22 protein-coding genes and 1 pseudogene are annotated in these 17,728 nt (G+C 52.5%); 13 read left to right on the forward strand and 10 right to left on the reverse strand.

Features of this window, described 5'->3' with window-relative positions:
* Positions 1-24: 24 nt before the first annotated feature.
* The 8 genes and pseudogenes from tsoR to ACTCIA_RS08860 all read right to left on the reverse strand — a co-directional run bounded on the left by tsoR (position 25) and on the right by ACTCIA_RS08860 (position 4,875).
* The gene (gene tsoR, locus ACTCIA_RS08825) at positions 25-402 is read right to left on the reverse strand and encodes an ArsR/SmtB-type metalloregulator TsoR (protein ID WP_463001441.1); all 378 of its coding nucleotides are present in this window, start codon (positions 400-402) and stop codon (positions 25-27) included.
* Positions 403-672: 270 nt separating this feature from the next.
* A pseudogene (locus ACTCIA_RS08830) lies at positions 673-810 on the reverse strand (FAD-dependent oxidoreductase); the annotation flags it as partial.
* A gap of 374 nt (positions 811-1,184) precedes the next feature.
* Positions 1,185-2,078, reverse strand: a complete 894-nt coding sequence (locus ACTCIA_RS08835; RefSeq protein ID WP_463001442.1) for an NAD(P)H-dependent flavin oxidoreductase — start codon at positions 2,076-2,078, stop codon at positions 1,185-1,187.
* Positions 2,079-2,103: 25 nt separating this feature from the next.
* Positions 2,104-2,664, reverse strand: a complete 561-nt coding sequence (locus tag ACTCIA_RS08840; RefSeq protein WP_463001443.1) for a DUF1638 domain-containing protein — start codon at positions 2,662-2,664, stop codon at positions 2,104-2,106.
* 116 nt (positions 2,665-2,780) lie between these two features.
* The gene (locus tag ACTCIA_RS08845; RefSeq protein WP_463001444.1) at positions 2,781-2,915 is read right to left on the reverse strand and encodes a hypothetical protein; all 135 of its coding nucleotides are present in this window, start codon (positions 2,913-2,915) and stop codon (positions 2,781-2,783) included.
* 200 nt (positions 2,916-3,115) lie between these two features.
* On the reverse strand, positions 3,116-3,892 hold the full coding sequence (locus ACTCIA_RS08850; RefSeq protein ID WP_463001445.1) for an ABC transporter permease: 777 nt from the start codon (positions 3,890-3,892) through the stop codon (positions 3,116-3,118).
* Positions 3,885-4,529: an ABC transporter ATP-binding protein gene (locus ACTCIA_RS08855; RefSeq protein ID WP_463001446.1), complete on the reverse strand. Its 645-nt coding sequence runs from the start codon at positions 4,527-4,529 to the stop codon at positions 3,885-3,887. The genes ACTCIA_RS08850 and ACTCIA_RS08855 overlap by 8 nt, the downstream gene beginning before the upstream one ends.
* On the reverse strand, positions 4,522-4,875 hold the full coding sequence (locus ACTCIA_RS08860; RefSeq protein ID WP_463001447.1) for a PadR family transcriptional regulator: 354 nt from the start codon (positions 4,873-4,875) through the stop codon (positions 4,522-4,524). The genes ACTCIA_RS08855 and ACTCIA_RS08860 overlap by 8 nt, the downstream gene beginning before the upstream one ends.
* A 219-nt stretch (positions 4,876-5,094) precedes the next feature.
* On the opposite strand from ACTCIA_RS08860, the gene ACTCIA_RS08865 reads away from it, so the two are divergent.
* The 12 genes from ACTCIA_RS08865 to ACTCIA_RS08920 all read left to right on the forward strand — a co-directional run bounded on the left by ACTCIA_RS08865 (position 5,095) and on the right by ACTCIA_RS08920 (position 16,617).
* Positions 5,095-6,393: an MFS transporter gene (locus ACTCIA_RS08865; protein ID WP_463001448.1), complete on the forward strand. Its 1,299-nt coding sequence runs from the start codon at positions 5,095-5,097 to the stop codon at positions 6,391-6,393.
* A 95-nt stretch (positions 6,394-6,488) separates the two neighbouring features.
* Positions 6,489-6,893, forward strand: coding sequence for a winged helix-turn-helix domain-containing protein (locus ACTCIA_RS08870; RefSeq protein WP_463001449.1), 405 nt, complete (start codon positions 6,489-6,491; stop codon positions 6,891-6,893).
* A 305-nt stretch (positions 6,894-7,198) separates the two neighbouring features.
* Entirely contained in the window at positions 7,199-8,053 is an 855-nt protein-coding gene (locus ACTCIA_RS08875; RefSeq protein ID WP_463001450.1) for a TonB-dependent receptor, read from the forward strand.
* Positions 8,019-8,642, forward strand: coding sequence for a TonB-dependent receptor domain-containing protein (locus ACTCIA_RS08880; protein ID WP_463001451.1), 624 nt, complete (start codon positions 8,019-8,021; stop codon positions 8,640-8,642). The genes ACTCIA_RS08875 and ACTCIA_RS08880 overlap by 35 nt, the downstream gene beginning before the upstream one ends.
* Before the next feature lie 35 nt (positions 8,643-8,677).
* A complete protein-coding gene (locus tag ACTCIA_RS08885; protein ID WP_463001463.1) occupies positions 8,678-9,277 on the forward strand; it encodes a TonB-dependent receptor domain-containing protein in 600 nt (199 codons plus the stop codon).
* A gap of 142 nt (positions 9,278-9,419) precedes the next feature.
* Positions 9,420-10,496, forward strand: coding sequence for an ABC transporter substrate-binding protein (locus ACTCIA_RS08890; protein ID WP_463001452.1), 1,077 nt, complete (start codon positions 9,420-9,422; stop codon positions 10,494-10,496).
* Positions 10,493-11,500: a FecCD family ABC transporter permease gene (locus tag ACTCIA_RS08895; RefSeq protein ID WP_463001453.1), complete on the forward strand. Its 1,008-nt coding sequence runs from the start codon at positions 10,493-10,495 to the stop codon at positions 11,498-11,500. Before ACTCIA_RS08890 ends, ACTCIA_RS08895 begins: the two co-directional genes overlap by 4 nt.
* Positions 11,497-12,279, forward strand: coding sequence for an ABC transporter ATP-binding protein (locus ACTCIA_RS08900; RefSeq protein ID WP_463001454.1), 783 nt, complete (start codon positions 11,497-11,499; stop codon positions 12,277-12,279). Before ACTCIA_RS08895 ends, ACTCIA_RS08900 begins: the two co-directional genes overlap by 4 nt.
* A complete protein-coding gene (locus tag ACTCIA_RS08905; protein WP_463001455.1) occupies positions 12,276-12,785 on the forward strand; it encodes a nucleoside-triphosphatase in 510 nt (169 codons plus the stop codon). Before ACTCIA_RS08900 ends, ACTCIA_RS08905 begins: the two co-directional genes overlap by 4 nt.
* Before the next feature lie 54 nt (positions 12,786-12,839).
* Complete coding sequence (locus tag ACTCIA_RS08910) at positions 12,840-13,580, forward strand: hypothetical protein (RefSeq protein ID WP_463001456.1); 741 nt, start codon at positions 12,840-12,842, stop codon at positions 13,578-13,580.
* Between the two features lie 10 nt (positions 13,581-13,590).
* The gene (locus ACTCIA_RS08915) at positions 13,591-14,400 is read left to right on the forward strand and encodes a hypothetical protein (protein ID WP_463001457.1); all 810 of its coding nucleotides are present in this window, start codon (positions 13,591-13,593) and stop codon (positions 14,398-14,400) included.
* 333 nt (positions 14,401-14,733) lie between these two features.
* On the forward strand, positions 14,734-16,617 hold the full coding sequence (locus ACTCIA_RS08920) for a response regulator (RefSeq protein WP_463001458.1): 1,884 nt from the start codon (positions 14,734-14,736) through the stop codon (positions 16,615-16,617).
* A 36-nt stretch (positions 16,618-16,653) separates the two neighbouring features.
* On the opposite strand, the gene ACTCIA_RS08925 is transcribed toward ACTCIA_RS08920, so the two are convergent.
* Both ACTCIA_RS08925 and ACTCIA_RS08930 read right to left on the reverse strand, forming a co-directional pair.
* Positions 16,654-16,809, reverse strand: a complete 156-nt coding sequence (locus ACTCIA_RS08925) for a hypothetical protein (RefSeq protein WP_463001459.1) — start codon at positions 16,807-16,809, stop codon at positions 16,654-16,656.
* Positions 16,810-16,917: 108 nt separating this feature from the next.
* The gene (locus tag ACTCIA_RS08930) at positions 16,918-17,214 is read right to left on the reverse strand and encodes a GMP synthase (glutamine-hydrolyzing) (protein ID WP_463001460.1); all 297 of its coding nucleotides are present in this window, start codon (positions 17,212-17,214) and stop codon (positions 16,918-16,920) included.
* A gap of 252 nt (positions 17,215-17,466) precedes the next feature.
* Between ACTCIA_RS08930 and ACTCIA_RS08935 the strand changes: the two genes are divergently transcribed.
* On the forward strand, positions 17,467-17,728 hold a 262-nt coding region (locus ACTCIA_RS08935), incomplete at its 3' end, for a hypothetical protein (protein WP_463001461.1).

The raw sequence follows: 17,728 nt of genomic DNA on the forward strand, positions 1-17,728 counted from the left end.
GGAAATTCATCCTGCCTTTTGATATTAAAAAGTTTTTCTCGCTGATAAAAGCTCGGTTGCCATGTCGCTCAAATTCCGCAAAATATCGAGGATTCCGGGATCTGCCAGTTCATAATAAATAAAGGGGCCCTTTCGCTCCACCCTCACCAGAAGGCTTCGCTTCAACTCCTTTAAATGATGCGACACCAGGGGTTGAGACAAATCCAGCTCTTCGACAATGGCGGATACCGATTTCCTGCCCCCGCTGAGCAACAGCAGTATCCTCAGCCGATTGCCGTCTGAAAGGCTTTTGGCCAGAAAAGCGGCGCATTGGAGCTGATCATCATCCAGCCGGTTTACGTCAAAAGGGGTATCCTCTTCTGACGCCCGGCTTTGCGGGTTTCTGTCCCGGTCTTCCTTCAAGGATTTTCCTTTTTTCCTGCCTGTCATTGAACATTTTCCCGGAGTGGGCTTTTTTGCCGCACCGTCTGCCGCCTCCTATTGTCCTCCGCGGCCTTTATCAAGTCCAATGTTTTGGAAATTAAATGAAGCGCATCCAAGCTCCCGAATTCATCTCCTTTCTCAAAATCTCCCTGACTCTGTGCCATCGTATTTGTAAGGTGTGCGAAACATCGGAGTAGTGTTTGTTTTTGAGAATAGCGGGTTTGTTCAAGTCGTCACCTTTCTGCAACATAAGGACGATCCGGAACGCGAAACTTTGTTTTCAACCAGCACGGTCCGAAGCGCCGCGCGCATGGCATACATCCCGGCGGTTAATCCCGCCGGCCCGCCGCCTATAATGACCAAATCATACATCCTGTCTTCTGCCATGTTCACTCTTTCTTTTGCTATTGCAGTTTACATAATCGAATAAATCGATATTTATATGTTCATATTCAATCTGTCAACAATATTTCGCAATTTGGCGCTATGGTGTTTTTATGCGGTCAGCAAGCGGCATGGGTGAAGAAAACCGCCCTTGTGCATATCCCGGGTGTCTGCGGAAATCAAGATATCGGATCCGGTGTTGTATTTGCCGGCCCCATGATGCCCGATTACACGCGGGCCGGCAGTTATGGGGCCATAAGTTTAATAAGCATATAAATATTCATTTATATTAATTTTGTCAACATACCCCTGCACCCACCGGACTGAGGCCGGAGCGGAGAATGTCTTGTCTGAATGATGGGGTCTGTTTTTGCGGCTTACGAAACCATTTCCTGAACAATCTCTTTTACAGGTTTCACTTTGCCGATCAGCGCACTGACCTGTCCCGCGCCCGCGGGGAACAGGTCGAAATCGCCTTCCTTCCAGGCTTTTCCGGCATTTGCCAGATCGTATCTCCCGGACAGATCCGCCCCGGAATCAACCAGCTGCCGAAGCTTTGGATTGATGATGCTCCTTATGGTCATGGCACCCAAAGGCACCCGCATGGTGCAGGCATCACCGCATTCCACAATGGCATCCTTCCAGGCCCTGCAGGCCGGGCTTTCCGCGGCAGCCAGAAAAGCGGTTCCAATCTGCACGCCCTGGGCTCCCAGCGCCGTTGCCGCCTGAAACCCGCGGCGATCCGCTATGCCACCGGCCGCCACCACAGGAACGTCGACCAGGTCAGACACCAGGGGTATCAAAATGAAATTGGTGGATTCCGGCCCCAGTGTTCGCAATCCGCCGGCTTCAGTACCCGATACAATCACACCGTGTGCACCCGCATCCACGGCTTTGACCGCCTGGGGGGCGGAAAGTGCCACATGTAGGCCTTTCATGCCCAGTTGCCTGAGTTTGGGATAAATCTTTTTGGGCGAGCCGCCTGAAGTGGTCACCGTCTTGACACCGGCTTCGTGCAGGGTTTCCAGAATTTTTTCATTATTGGGATTCAAGGAGATCATGAGATTGGCGCCAAAGGGTTTATCCGTTTTCTCCCTGACTGCTGCCACCAGTTGCCTGACCTGTTCTATATCCGAAACAAAACCAAGCGCCAGCATCCCGAAAGCGCCGGCTTCAGATACGGCCGCCACCATTTCCGGATCATTGAGTTCACCGATGGGTCCCTGAATAATCGGATATTGGCAGCCAAGCATTTCAAGCAGTTGTGACATAAGACAACCTCCCTTTTTTGTCCTTTTATTCCAGCAGTTGGGCAAGACGGGCGCAGAAATGCGCCAGGTCCACGGGGCGGGTTTCCACCGGAACCTGGACAAGATCAAAAAACGCCAGTGTCTCATCATCCGTCAGCAGGTTTAAGCCGGGATCCAGCACCATGATCCGATCATAGCGGCCAAGCTGCATCCGCACATCGACTTCATTCCAGCCCATCAAAGACATGATTTCCGGCCATACACGAATCCATGACGGGGTCATGAGCATGGTGCGGTTTTGCTCAAGCGATTTTGCCTCGTCGCCGGCCAGCCATTCAATGCAGTTTTTGCAGGGCGACGTTTGTGTTCCCAATTCCTTTGCAATGCCGGCCATATCCGGATGGCAACCGCTTCCAAACAAAAGGCGCACCCGTTGTTGCCGGGGATCTGTTTGCGCCAGGACATTGCGCAGCTCCTTTTCAAGCAGGTCGAGATCCGCATGCAGAGCTGCCTCAACCCAGGAAATGCGCACGTCTTTTCTGTCTGCCAGGCACGCATTTAATTCATCTTCAAAAATTCGGCATGCAACCAGGGTGGTCTTTTCCATTTATTGTGTTTCCGGATTTTGCATTTCTGAAAGCAGGAGCCAAAAAGGCCCGTTCGGCTTCCTGCCCATTTTTAGGGGCAATCTGCTGCCGAACGGGCCTGCCTCCTGTTTGTTCATTAGTCCTTCTTTTTGTTTTCGTCTTCTTTTTCCTCGGCCAGCACCGCTTTCTTACCGCACAGGTCACACTCGCCATCTTCTGTGATGCAGGGCTGCTTGGGTGCATCCCCTCCGCAAAGACCACATTTGGGCATTCCGGTTCACCTCCTTTCTGTGGGTATTTGAATCCGACCATATCCGGGACAAACCCGGAAGTCTGCAGCAACAGGCTGAAAGCAGGACGAGAATTTTTACGCAATTACGGGTATTGTTTTTAAAGGATAAACATACCCTCCCGTTATTGTCAAATTTCACCCAAAGCGTTTCAAAATGATTTGAGGATTTTCGGGATTTATCACCGAAGCTGATCCTGGTGGTTGAAAAAAGTCCGGCAGCCCAGCTGGAGCATTATGATAACGGTTAAGGAAACCGCCCCGAGAATGCCCAGCATGATGGCGATCTGGTAGGCAATGGCCGTTGTCGGGACAATACCCGACAAAATCTGGCCGGTCATCATTCCCGGCAGAAACACAATTCCCATGCCGATCATGGAGTTGATTGTCGGCAGGATGGCGGCATCAAAGGTGCTGTTGATAATTTCCCGGGTGGCCGCTCCGGGGGTTGCGCCGAGAACCAGGGCTTCCTCCACGATGCTTTTCTGTGTGGTCATCCCTTCGATGAGCAGTTGGACGCCCAAAGATATTCCGGTCATGGAATTGCCGATGAGCATGCCGGCAATGGGCACCACATACCGGGGATCGTACCAAGGCGAGATGCGCACGACCACCAGCAGAAAATAGAAAATGCACGAAAGTGTTCCCAGACACATGGAAAAGACAATGACCCTGCGCAGGGGATTTGTCAGTTTGGCACGGAATTTCCAAAGTACGGTACAAATGGCAAAGACTTCCATCAGGGCGATGATGATACCCGTACTCAAGGGGCCCGGATGGTCAAACACATACACCAGGACATAACCCACCAAAATGAGCTGGAGCGTCATGCGCACCGATGAGATTACGATCTCAGCTTCCCTGCGTATGCCCCGGACCCGGACCACGACCAGGACCATAAGAACAAAAATATAGGCCATCCCGATCTGCAGGATGGACAGATCAATGATGTCATTCATGGGGGCAGGCCCTTTGCACGCACTTGCCGTCGGCCATCTCGATTCGAACATCGGCGTATCTGCGCGCTATGATTCTGGAATGGGTTACCATGACGATGGTTTTGCCGGTTTGCCTTGCATGGCTTGTCAGCATATCGAAAATGAATTCTTCGGTGTCATCATCCAGTGCCGAGGAGGGTTCGTCCAGGAGATAGACCCGGGCATCGAGCAGCAGCACCCGGGCCAGGGCCAGCCGCTGCCGCTCTCCGCCGGAAAGCCGTGCCGCATTGAGGTCCAGGGATTTGGCCAGTCGGACATCTTTCAGGATACGGTTCAGGGCGGTGTCTTCCGGGGCCTTGCGCTCCTGGAAACGAAGCCCGACACACAGGTTGTCCCGGATTGTTCCTTTGAAAATAACCGGCACCTGGGAGAGCATCACCACATTGCGGCGATGCTGCACCGGGTTTATCTGCTCCAGGCAAACGCCCTGAAAAAAGATTTTTCCGCGGGTTGGCGATATCATTTTATTCAGCAGCCGCAGCACGGTTGTTTTTCCGCTGCCGCTGACGCCCACCAGAGATGTGATCTGCTCGTCGCCGATGCGCAGGTCCGGCACAGACAGCATGCTGCCGTACCCTACGTCCATGAATTCAAACATGGGTTTGTCCGCTGATATTTGACCGGGGGGCGGCCTCGCTGACCAGTTCCTTTAGCTGACCCATAACCACCTCAAGGACCTGTCTGCCTTTTTCGGTGGCATAAAACGAACGTCTGGCCTTGGAGCCGGCTGCGGCATCTGCCTGACTGTAGAGCCATCCGAGCTTTTCCATCCGGTGAAGGATGGGATACAGGGTCCCGGGGCTCACCTCGTATCCGTGGCAGCGAAGCTCTGTGAGCATCCACTGGCCCACCACCGGCCCTTCAGCCGCATGGTACAGAATATGAACTTTCCAGAATCCGAGAAGAATTTCCCGCTGCACTGCTTTTAAATCATGTGTATCCATATCACCCCGCTTTATTTACGCTTACCGTAAACGAAAAACGTAATTAATGTCAACGAAAAAATCCCTCTCATGGCTGTCATCTGAAAAGTTTGACCCATTTGCTTCTTGACTTTGCGGAATTGAGCCGGGAATATGGGCAAAAAAGGGGAAGTACGGCCGGGGCCAATTCCGGCCTGCGGCCAGGATTTCAGACCAGAAAACATCCGGGAGTCAAACACAGTGAACAACGCCTCTCTTTACCCGCCGCCGCTTCGGCTTTCATGGCTCATGTGGGCCATGGCTGCGCTGTTTTACCTGATGGCATTTTTCCACCGGGTGGCCCCGGCAGTGATGACAAATGAGCTCATGCGGGATTTTGATATCAGTGCCACCGCACTGGGACAGCTTTCGGCATTTTATTTCTACAGCTACGTGGCCATGCAGATTCCCACGGGCATCCTGGCAGACACCCTGGGGCCCCGGCGGCTGCTTGCCGCGGGCGCTCTGATCGCAAGCCTGGGCACGGTCCTGTTTGCAGCCGCTCCGGGGTTTTTATGGGCCGGCCTGGGCCGGCTGCTGATCGGCGCATCCGTGGCCGTGGCATTTGTGGGCCTGCTCAAGCTGGCGGCCAACTGGTTTGCTCCCCGGCTTTTTGCCGCGGTTACCGGAATGACGCTTTTTTCCGGCATCATCGGTGCAGTATCCGCCGGCCCGCCGCTTCGCATGTTAATCAACATCTACTCCTGGCAAACCATCATGCTTGGCATTGCCGGGGTTACAATCGCCATTGGGGCCCTGATCTGGTTGTTTGTCCGGGATGATCCCGGCAGCAAAGGCTACGCAAGCCCGGCTGCTCCGCAGCAGGCTCCCGGGGAAAACACTGCGCCAAGAAACATCCGAAAAGACGTGGCCGAAGTGTTTGCCGCCCGCAACACAGGCCTGCTTTTTTTTATCCCCGCCGGCATCGTGGGCGCGACCCTGACATTTGCCGGACTTTGGGGGGTGCCCTACCTTGCCACCCATTACCGCATATCCACCGCTGATGCTTCAATGCTGACCTCAGCCCTGCTGGTGGCCTGGGCCGTTGGCGGACCGGTATTCGGCTGGATGTCAGACCGGCTTGGCCGAAGAAAACGGCTTTATCTCATTGGGTGCAGCCTGTGTCTGGCCGGCTGGACCATTCTGTTTTTTTTGCCCGGCATGCCGGTTTATGCCCTGGTGGTTATTCTGCTGGCAACCGGGTTCTGTTCGGGATGTATGGTGATCAGCTTTGCCTTTGTCAAGGAATCGGTTCCCCTGCGGCTTGCCGGCACGGTATCCGGGGTGATCAACATGGGCGTGATGGCCGGCCCCATGCTGCTGCAGCCCGCGGTGGGCTGGGTGCTGGACAGATGCTGGCAGGGCGGCATGTCAGAAGGGGTGAAAATATATTCCCTGGCCGCCTATCAAAAAGGCTTCAGCCTGATGCTGGCATGGGTGGCGATATCTTTTGTGCTTCTGTTTTTCACACAAGAAACCTGGTGCCGCCAGCAGGCCTGAAACCTTGGGGGGATCAATAAACTTGTATTTTCTGCAATGATTGCGTAATCCTGAAAAATATCTGGATATAATCTAAAAACCAAAAGAGCAATGAAATGGCAATACCATCAAAACAACTATACAGCCGTTCGAAGATATGGCTTGAGGATGCAGACGGAAAAGTGGTGTTTGGCTCCGGAAGGCTGCGCATTTTAAAAGCCATTGAAAAAACCGGCTCCATCCATGCCGCGGCCAAGGAGCTGAAAATGGGCTATAGGGCGGTATGGGCAAGGATCCATGCCACCGAAGAGCGCCTGGGCGCCCAACTGCTGGAAAAACGAATCGGAGGGGCGGCCGGAGGGGGCTCCTGCCTGACCCCGCTGGCTGAAGAGCTCGTCCGTGCCTTTACACGACTGCAGCAGGATATTGAACACGAGACCGACGAACAGTTTAAACAGCTTGAAAACATATTGAATATCAAAATCGCAGGTGCGGGCCCCCCGGAATCAGAACCGGAATAAATGCAGGCTGCATCCCACTACAAACAAACCATCAGGCAGCAACCACTCCCTTTACTGCACAGCCGTGCAGAACCCTGGAAACAAAGCCGGCAAAAAATTTTTCACCCGCAGCGCTGTTTTACCCCCTTGTCGTCCGCAGCTTTGGGAATCCAAAAAATGGTGGCGCCGTAAAAAACGCTTCACCAGTCCCGGGGATTTCTGGTTGACAGAAGTAAACACGTCGTTTATGAATCGTTATGCCATATATGTCATAACGATTTGTTCGGCTTCCGCATTTACTGTTAACCGTTTTTAGGGAGAATGTCATGCACGGAAAAACCGGAGCACTCTTAATCGGATTTTTATGTATTCTGCTGGCCCCCGGCTGGATTCTGGCACAACCCGGCAGTGAGCCTGTATTTGAACTGGGTGAAATTGTGGTGAAGGGTCAAAAAACCGGAGTCGAGGATATCGCCATCAACCATGAAATGGACCAGGAAGAAATTGCGGCAACCGGGAGCAAGACGCTTGCCCAGGCCTTGAGTTTTGCCCCCGGCATCACAGTGACCCGGGGCAGCAAAAATGAACCGGAAATCTCCATACACGGTTTTGGCACTGAAAAATCATTGTTTTTAATCGACGGCATTCCCTTTTATGAAACCTACTACGGCAAGCTGAACCTGGATCAGATTCCGGCGGAAATGATCTCCAAAATTGAAATCACCAAAAACGCCCCTTCAGTGCTCTACGGCGCCAACACCCAGATCGCGGTTATCAACGTGGTCACCAAAAAAGGCACCGAAAACCCCTCCTTCAGCTTCACCCAGGAAATCGGTGAAAACGACACCTACCAAACGGCATTGTCCCACGGAAACCAGGTCGGAAAAGTCAACTACTGGCTCAGCTACAGCCGGCGTGAAACCGATGGCTTCCGGATGTCAGACGATTTTGATCCTGAAACGGCAGCACCCAAAAAAACCTTCATGGGAGATCCCATGATTACAGAAAACGGCGGTTTCAGGAACAACGCGGATTCAGAACAGGATTCTTTCTGGGGCCGGGTTGGCATCACCCCTTCCGAAAATTCCGAATATTTTGTCAGCATGCATATGATGCAGGCCGAAAGGGGCATGCCTTTTCAAACAGATGAGTACAAGGTACTATACCACCAGGGGCGATGATGCGGGCTTTTCAAACTTCAGCCGCTTTGAGAACTATGATGACTGGGGAATTGATCTAAGCGGCAGGCAGAATATTGTTTCCTGGCTCACCCTGAGGGGCAAACTGTTTTACCATGAACACGAGGATGATTTCGTCTCTTATGCGGATCCCGGTTTAACCGAAAAAATTGCCACAAGTACATACGATGACAGCTACGTGGGCGGCTCAATGATTGCCGATATTGACCCGGCCGCCTGGTACACGGGCCATATTTCGGTTCACTATAAGCAAGACATCCACAAAGACCGGGCCGGTGAAAATCTGCCGTTTAATGAGTTCGAATCCTATACCGGTTCGGTGGGCACGGAGCATGAGTTTTTCTTTGACAACGGCCTGACGGCCGTGATCGGCGCCAGTTATGACTGGTTTGAAGTCAATGATGCCGAAGAAACCGTTTTTGACGAAAATGACCTGTTTGCCGGGCAAATGGATCTGGACGACACGGACACCAGCGCGGAGTTCAATCCCATGGCCGGACTGAGCTGGCAATTTGCCGATACCACCCGGGTATATGGTTCGGTGGCGAAAAAACCCGTTTTCCCACCCTGAACCAACTATACTCCGGAAGCTCCGGCAACCCGAATCTGGATTCCGAGCAGAGCATCAATTATACATTGGGTGTGCAGCGAACCTTTGCCGGGGTTTTCCATCTGCGTATCGAAGGATTTTATCATGATATTTCCGACTGGATCTCCAGGGATTATCAGGAGGATGATTTCAGGGACGATGTCTACATCAACGTTGAAGACGTTGAAATGAAAGGCGCAGAAATCGGGCTCAGCTACACCCCTATCCCGGATTTGAGCGCTAGTATTGATTATACTTATAATGACGCTGAAAATAAAAGCGCCATAGCCGTTACGGAAAAGGTTGCAGGTGTGCCGGAAAACAAGTTTGTCATTGGCGTTGATGGGCTGATTCCATGGATAAACGCCCGGCTGAACCTGCGCGGGATTTATGTGGACAAGATCTATGAAGATCTGCCCACCCCTGCAAAACCAGCCGAGGAAATGACAAACACAAAAGACTATTTTACTGTCAACGGCCGGATATCAAAGCAAATTACCAATAAGTTGACGGCTTGGCTTGAATGCGAAAACCTGTTTGACAAAGATTATGAATCGGAAATTGGTTTTCCCGCCCCGGGCAGAAATGCCATTGTCGGGCTCAAAGCCAGTTTTTGATGAGCATGTAAAAAGTCTCTTTTACAGGCAGTGTTAAGTTTTAAGTGATTAAGTGTTAAGTAAAATCAATGATTTATTTATTCATTGATTAGGGGTTATATCCGATTTGGGCCTTTTTACGATTCCATCAATTTTTGGACATATGAAAAAATTATTTCTTATTATTGCATGCGGCCTTTTGCTCGTAACGGCATCCCGGGCCTGCGCTGAAAGAATCATAACCGATGCAGCAGGACGGAAAGTCAAAATACCCGACAATGTCAGCCGCCTGGTGACCACGTTTAAGCCCGCAACGCTGATGGTGCTGTGCCTGAAAGGGGCAGACGCCTTTGTCGGGCTTGATAACTCGTCGCGGCACGATCCCCTGGTTCTGGCCGTGGCACCGGAGCTGGCGGATCTGCCGGGCGTTGGCTCCAAATCCAGCGGAATCAATCTTGAAACCGTGCTCAGCCTGAATCCGGATCTGGTGATTCTGTCTTATCAGAAAACAGGCGTTCAGATGGCCGACAGGCTCCAAAACTCCGGCTGCCCGGCCGTGGTGATTGCACCGGAAACCTTTGCGTCCATAAAGCAGACACTGATTATGGTGGCTTCGGCCATTGGAAAACCCCGGCGGGCCGATGCGGTCATCCAGGCAATGGAACGGGTGCTGGCACGGGTCGGAAAACGGGTGCAGAATCTGGATCCGGGGGAACGCAAAACAGTATATTATGCCGGTCCTTCAGGATTTTTGTCCACGTCTCCTTCCGGCATGCTCCAGGACCGGATGATTCATCTGGCCGGCGGCATCAATGCAGCCCACGGTCTTCACGGCCATTTTAAACAAATTTCCCCGGAACAGCTCATGACCTGGGCTCCGGAAAGCATTGTCATCAGCCCCATGAGCCGCTTTCAGGCAAAAACATTTATAAACCGGCGGCAGTTTTCTCTTCTGCCGGCAGTGCGGGAAAATGAAATCCATGTTTTTCCCTCCAGCCTTTCGCCCTGGGATTTTCCCTCACCCCTGTCGGTCATGGGGGTGCTGTGGCTCGGGAACAGGCTTTATCCGGAGCAGTTTGAAGACATATGCCTGCTCCATGAGATCAATGATTTTCACGAAATCCTTTTTGATCAAAGCTTCACCAAAATGGGCGGTCATCTCAATGACAAAATTGAGTGCAAAGACCCGGAGCATCCCCCCCAAAACCAGAATGCGCCAAACGGAAACCCTGGATCATGAGTGATCAGAAAACCTTATGGATACTGGGTGCGATTTTGGTTCTGCTCTTTTTCCTTTCCCTGTTTACCGGGCAGATGCACATCTCTTTTGCAGATGCTGCCGGCTGGATCCGGGACTGGATTGCGCAGGACAGCCTTGCGCCAAGCCCAAAATCCCTTGTTTTTTTTGATGTGCGCCTGCCCCGCAGTTTAACTGCCGTGCTGGGCGGAACCGGGCTTGCCGTTTCCGGTGCAGTCTATCAGGGGTTGTTTCGAAATCCGCTTGTTTCTCCGGATATCCTCGGGGTTTCGGCCGGATGCGCATTTGGTGCGGCCCTGGGATTGATTCTGCCCGGCAGTCCCTTCGGAATTGTCCGCGCGCTGTCTTTTGCATTCGGCTTAAGTGCCGTGGGACTTGCCGCCGGCATTGCCAGGGCTGTGGCAGTGCGCCCGGTTCTGGTCCTGATCCTGGCAGGCCTTGTGGTCACATCCATGTTCAATGCCCTTCTGATGGTGCTGAAATACACGGCTGACCCCTACAGCCAGCTGCCGGCCATCGTATTTTGGGTCATGGGCAGCATGCACCGATGCTCATGGGCGGATGTGCGCCTGATTGCCCCGGTGATTCTGATGGGGTTGACCCTGGTTCACCTGCTGCGTTTCAAACTCAATATTCTTTCCCTTGGAGAAGTCCAGGCCACCTCCCTGGGGCTGAACCCAAGACGTTACAGGATCTTTTTCATCAGCATCAGTTCGCTGATGGTGGCCGTGATCGTCTCGGCCTGCGGCCAGATCGGATGGATCGGCCTTGTGATTCCGCACATGGCAAGAACCTTGTCCGGCCCTGATCACCGGGTGATGATACCGGTCACTGCGCTGATGGGCGGCGCTTTTCTGCTTGCCGCCGACCTTGCCGCAAGAAGCCTGACTGCAGCCGAACTCCCGGTTAGCATACTGACAGCAATGGCAGGGGGCCCGCTTTTTGCTTATTTGCTGTATCAAAATCGGGCAAGGGGATGGATATGAGCCTTGTTTGCACAAATATCACTTTTGCCTACAATGGCACCCGTGTCCTGCACCAGGTAAGTCTTGATGTGCCCAAAGGAAGTTTCTGTGCCCTTCTGGGACGCAACGGATCCGGAAAAACGACCCTTCTGCACTGTTTATGCGGGATACTTCACCCGGAAAGCGGAGAAATCATGGTCGATAACAATCCGGTTCACCTTGTAAACGGCACTGCCCGGGCAAAATGCATCAGCCTGGTTCCGCAGGAATCAGATCAGATCTTTCCGTTCACCGTGCTCGATCTGGTGCTCATGGGGCGGAACCCCCACCTGAGCCGCTTTGCCATGCCGGGCGCCGAAGATGAAAAAAGCGCCTGGCAGGCCCTTGAACTGCTTGGCGCAGCGCATCTGGCAAAGCGCCGGGTAAATCAAATCTCCGGAGGTGAGCGCCAGCTGGCCACCGTGGCCCGGGCCCTTGCCCAGCAGGCGCCGGTAATGCTTTTGGACGAACCCACAAATCATTTGGATTTCCACAATCAATACCATCTATTGTATCAAATCCGCAAATTGTGCCGGGATCAGAATCTGACCGTACTGGCTTCCATGCACAACCCCAATGCCGTTGCCGCGGCGGCCGACCGGGTCGTTCTTCTTGAAGCCGGGCATGCAGCCGCACAGGGAGACGCGGAATCTGTTCTCACGCAAAAACAGCTCAGCCGGCTTTACGGCATGCCGCTTGTGGAATCAAGGCTGACCGGAGGACAAAAACATTTCATGCCGGTCATGGAATTTCGCCGATGATATTGCTGACAGGCGACAGGCATTCAGGCAAAACCGGTTTTATTCTGGAACTGGCCAGGCAAACCCGGTGCCGCGAACGACGGGTTGCAGGCATTGCATGCCCCGGTCTCTGGAAAAACAACCTGCGAAACGGTTTTGAACTCCTTGAGCTGGATACAGGCCACAGGCATCTTCTTTCCATGCGGGTGCCGGGACTGCGGCCCATCCCCTACATGTTTGATGCCCTGAGCATGGAAAAAGGAAAAAACGCCCTGTCAATCCCCAGGTGCTGCGGCGCGGACCTTATCATCGTGGACGAAGTCGGCCCCCTGGAACTCAAAGGCCAGGGGTGGGCGTCCTGCCTGCACAGTCTGCTGCGGCTTTCCGCACCGGTACAGGTATGGGTGGTCCGGCGTTCCCTTGCAAAACAAGTCCGGGAACATTTTCGCATCAGGGCGGAAGTTGCAGATATCCGTCAGCAAAATTGCATGTCCGGCCTTCTGGAGAGAATTGTGCAAAAGACCTGAAATTCTGCCTTCCGGACAAAATCTTCGCCGTTTTTCCGGGGACAGAGGAAAAATATGCCTGCTCTTTATTATAAAATCATTATTGCCGCGGCCTTTTTTGCCTATCTGTCAAGTCTTGCCGCCTTTCGTCAGGAGTGGAAAAGCGGTGTCCGGTTTCTGTCATGTCTCGGCCTTGTGCTGACATTGTTCGCGGCTTTGGCCGGGTGGGTGGAAAACGTTCGACTGCCCGTTTACGGGCTTTATGAAACCAGCCTGCATATGGCGCTGGTTCTGGGCCTTTGCCTTGAATCTTCCGCACACATGCCGGCCCTGGCCGGGCCGTGGTTCCCGGGACGGATCATTGCTGCCGCATTACTGGTCCTTGCATGGACCGCGGCCGGAAAATTCGGGTTTGATTTCTACATTTACCAGTCATTGACGGTGCAGCTCTTCTTTTTTTTGCGCGTTGCCGCCGCAGGCGTTGCATTGTTTGCGTTTCTTCTGTTTGCCACGGCCTGGGCAAATACTTTCTTAAAAAAAACCAAAAACGATTCCATTGTCATCAGACAGGCGCTCAACACCCTGGTGGTCGCAAGCATTCTTTTTCTGTCCTCTGAACTCTCAGGGACGCTATGGTGCATGCGCGGCTATGGAGATATCTGGCACTGGAGCGCAAACTTTTTTAAATCCGCGGCCCTGTTTCTGCTGCTTATGCTGCCCCTGCACGTTCCCGGCCGCCTGAAAAGAAATATGGCCAACCCATGGGTCGGCATGATTTGCACCTTGTTGATGGTTTTGGCTGTGGCAGTGCCATAAAAGGACTTTTATGCAGGACAAACTTATAAACCGCCTGGCATCATTGCATATCACCTGGTGGGTGCTGATCGGGCTGATTGCCTGGTTTGTTCTGGGGGCCAACGCTGTTGAAATTCCATCTTTTTCAAAGGGCCTGTCATCCATGAACGAAATTCTGGTCCGCACCTGGCTGATCTGTCGGGGAGGCGACCATCTGCTGGTCCTATGCTGGTTTTTTGTCCTGATTGTCCTGGCGGCCATTCTGGGAATAAACATGGCGGCCTGTATATACAGCCGGCTGATGCGTTCTCAAAACGGCAGATGGCCCTTGAAGTTATGGGTCTTTACAGCAATTCACCTGTTGTTCGCCCTGGTCATGGTCCTCCACGGCCTGGAAATGTTTTTGGGCCACAAATATCCGCAGCAACAGCTGAAAGCCGGCCAAACAGCCATTCTGGACTCCTCGTGGAGCATTACGGTACATGAGGTCAAGTTTATAAATGATCCGGAACTGCTAAAACTCAAGGGTCAGGAGGCCAGGCGCACGATCAGCAGGGATCGTTTTGACATGCAGGCCAATTTTGTCAAAATCAGCCTGGTTTCCAACAATGAGCCTGTGCAAACCGGAAACCTTCGAATGCTTGCGCCCATGAGCCATGGGGGCATACACGTGATCCTGCGCGGATTTGATTACGGGCCGAAAGGGCTCACAGCCCGGATCCGGGTTGTAAAATCCTTTCTTCACACACCATTTACCATTGCTTATGCCATGCTGATCATCAGCATGCTCATATGGTTTCTGCTGAAAATCCGCCATGCACCGGGCGAGCTGCCTGCCTGAAAACACACCGGTTGAAAAAATCCGATCCGTATCCATGCAGCAAATGTGTCCCTGATAAATTGCAATGCCGGGGGTTTCGAATTGCCCGGCAAAATCGGAAATTGTCCGGCCGGATGCGGTGCCGCGGGGCTTTCCGGCCCCGGGATCCGAAGGGCTCATAAAATTATTCGGATGTCAGTGGAAAAATTGTCTTGACTGTTGGGACCGCCATGAGACAAATTTTAAAAAATGCGCAAATACTGTTGCATTCACAACCCAAAAGGCAACGGTTTTTGCACAAGTTTCTGCATATGGAAATGTGCATCATTAAATGCACAATACAGGACGGTTTTTATGAGCAAAAAGCATGTTCAGGACAGTATCAATGAAAAACGAAGGTATCCCCGGATCAATACCTCCAGTTTTATAGAATATATTCTATTTGATGAAAAGGAAAACAAACTCGACCGCGGGGAGGGGCGAAAGTTGAATCTGAGTCAGGGCGGGGCCCTTTTGGAGAGCCAAAAACCCCTGCTCGGTTCATATGTTGTTCTTATCATACCTGTCTTAAAGAAAAACAACCTGCAAGTAAAAGGGCGCATAATATATACCCGCAAGCCGGACAATTCCAGTTTTTATCTTACCGGGATAGAGTTTGTCGAGGCCGGCGATGAGCAGATAAATGACCTTATTGCCTTTGTAAAAGCCTACAACTCCTGTACAAAAGTTATGGTCATCGACGATGACCCGACAACGCGCTTCTTTCTGGAAAATATTTTGCGAAAGCGGGAGTTTCAAACATGGCAGGCAGAAAACGGAAAGGTTGCTCTGGATGAAATCAGCATCGCACAGCCCGACCTTATCATCTCTGATGTCATAATGCCGGAAATGGGCGGATTTGAGCTCTGTGCAAAGCTGCGCGAGTCACCGGACACCGCTGACATTCCGTTTATCTTCCTTTCGGTAAAAGGTGACCCTGTGGATCAGCTTAAAGGCTTGCGCATGGGAGCGGACGAATACCTGGTAAAGCCGTTTAAACCTGCTGATATTTTGCAGGCCATTAACAAGGTAATGGAAAAGACCGCCCGACTGCGGGGTTTGAAAGAGGATGTGGATATCGAGGGAAGTCTTGCCCGGATCGGATTGATCGAAGTAATCCAGATGGTGGAATTCAATGAAAAAACCGGAACGCTCTTTTTGCTGTCTCCCTCCGGCGGGGTCAACGGAGCCGTCTATATCAAAGAGGGGCAGGTGATCAATGCGGTTTCCGGAGACCTCGACGGCGAAGAGGCCTTTTATGACCTTGCGGCCCAGGCCGATGGATTTTTCAAATTCAATATCCACGACACCATCCCGAGCCAAAAAATCCGGCAGAAAAATATGAATCTTCTGATGGAGGCTTCCCGCCTGCTCGATGAAGCCGCTGCTCTCCGGCCCCTGGTCAGTTCAATGGACGTCCGGCTTACCCTGCAAACATCCGCGGTCCCCGGCCATGTCGTGGAGCGGATTTCGGCTGAAACACTTCGCAGCATAATGAATCTGATCAGAAGCGGCCGAACCATCAATGAAATTCAAGGCAGCGCCGGCATCAGCAGGGTACGGGCAGCGGCCGCGATCGTCGACCTGATCAACTGCGGAATCGTCGCCGAGCGGAAAGTCGGCCAAAAGGCGGATCTGGAGATTTTACCGGAAAATCCCGGATCGCCGCGGGAAGATGACCGTGTAAAGGGGAAACTCATCGACCGGCTGAAACACATGGAAAAAAATGCATTTACCGGCACGATCAGCATTCGGGGGCGTTCAAAGCCAGCCTGGATCTATATTGAGGATGGAAGGATTGCAAACGCCGGTTTTGGACAAACTACCGGCAAAAAGGGACTTTTTCGAATTTTCTCCGAGCATGGCGGTTCATACAGTGAAAATGAAGGCCCCGTTGAAATCAACAGGCGCATTGATGCCCCCCTCACGGATCTGATCCAGGAGGCCGAGGCCGAAATTGTATGGCGGCGAAACCTCAAAACCGATCTTTCCGCCATCAGTGTCCTTATTTCCGGCAACAACCTGGATGCGCAAAAAGAAATTCACAAGGATCCCTCTAAATTCCGGCTGCTAAAAGCAATCCGCGAAAATTCCGTCCTCAAAGATATCATCGATTCCAGTTCCCTGACGGATCTGGAAACCTGCCGCCTGATAGACGAGTGGCGCAAAAATGGCATTGTGCAGTTTAAACGCTTGTAAATCTGATTCCCGCGGGCAAGAAAGCCCATGACCCGATCAATTCGTCTCAAGCTTTTTTGCCAGCAGTTCCTGCACGATTTTCGGGTTGGCCTTGCCACCCGCTGCCTGCATGACCTGGCCGGCAAGCTGCACCGTGCGGTCGATGTCATCTGCCGTCAATTGCCCGCAGAAAACACGTTGTGAAAACATCATGAGGAAAGTCCTTTCCATGCTCATTATTCAACACCCCCACCCTCTTGCCCCCTCTGCAACAGGAAACCGGGGATTGATAGGGTTAGGGGCTGTTATTGGCCTGCTGAATTAGACGACTTCTATGGTGGACGGGGGTTTTGCGGCAATATTGCAGGTAACGCTGACCACACCGGGCACGGCGGCGACAATCTCCTGTGCCAGTTTTTCAAGGGTGTCAAAGGGGAGCCGGGTCGGCGTGGCCGTGCGGGCATCCACGCTGTCCCAGCAGCGAACCTCGATCTGCCGGCCGAAATCGCGTTTGCCGTCGCGCATTCCGGTTACCCGGTCTTCGTGAAGGATGGCCATGTACTGAAAAGTGCCGCATCCAAAAAGATGCTGCTCCACGATCGCGGAAAAACCCGACAACCTGTTCGGCTTCGCCCGCCCGCATGAGCCCGTTTTCGATAAATACCGTTTTTAAGCGATCGCCAAGAGCGCGGTGGCCGAGCAGTGTAACCGTGGACGAATCAACCCCGCCGGAAAGCGCATTAACGGCCCATCCGTCCCCGACGGTCTCTTTGATTTCCGCTGCCTTTTCCTTTATAAAGCGCTCCGGGTCAAGCGCCTGTGCTGTGATTTCAGTAGCCAAGCTGTTTTTCTCCCGGGTTTTGAAATTGATTGAATGAACAGGTTAAACAACCCGATAACTTAGCATTCGACAACCCGAATCCCAACGGCTTTTTGACCTGGATGCATATGCTCACAGCAGGCGTTCTGCCCGCAAGGAGGGGGAAAAGCTTCCAAATAACTTGGTTCAAGGTTCAAGGTTCAAGGTTCAAGGTTGATGGCACCGTAAAAAGTCTGATTTCAGATGGTGCCGTAAAAAGTTCAAGATCAAGGCTTGCGCAATTTCGAAGAATGCAGCGTACTTATCCGTACG

Source organism: Desulfosalsimonas sp. (genome assembly GCF_055149105.1).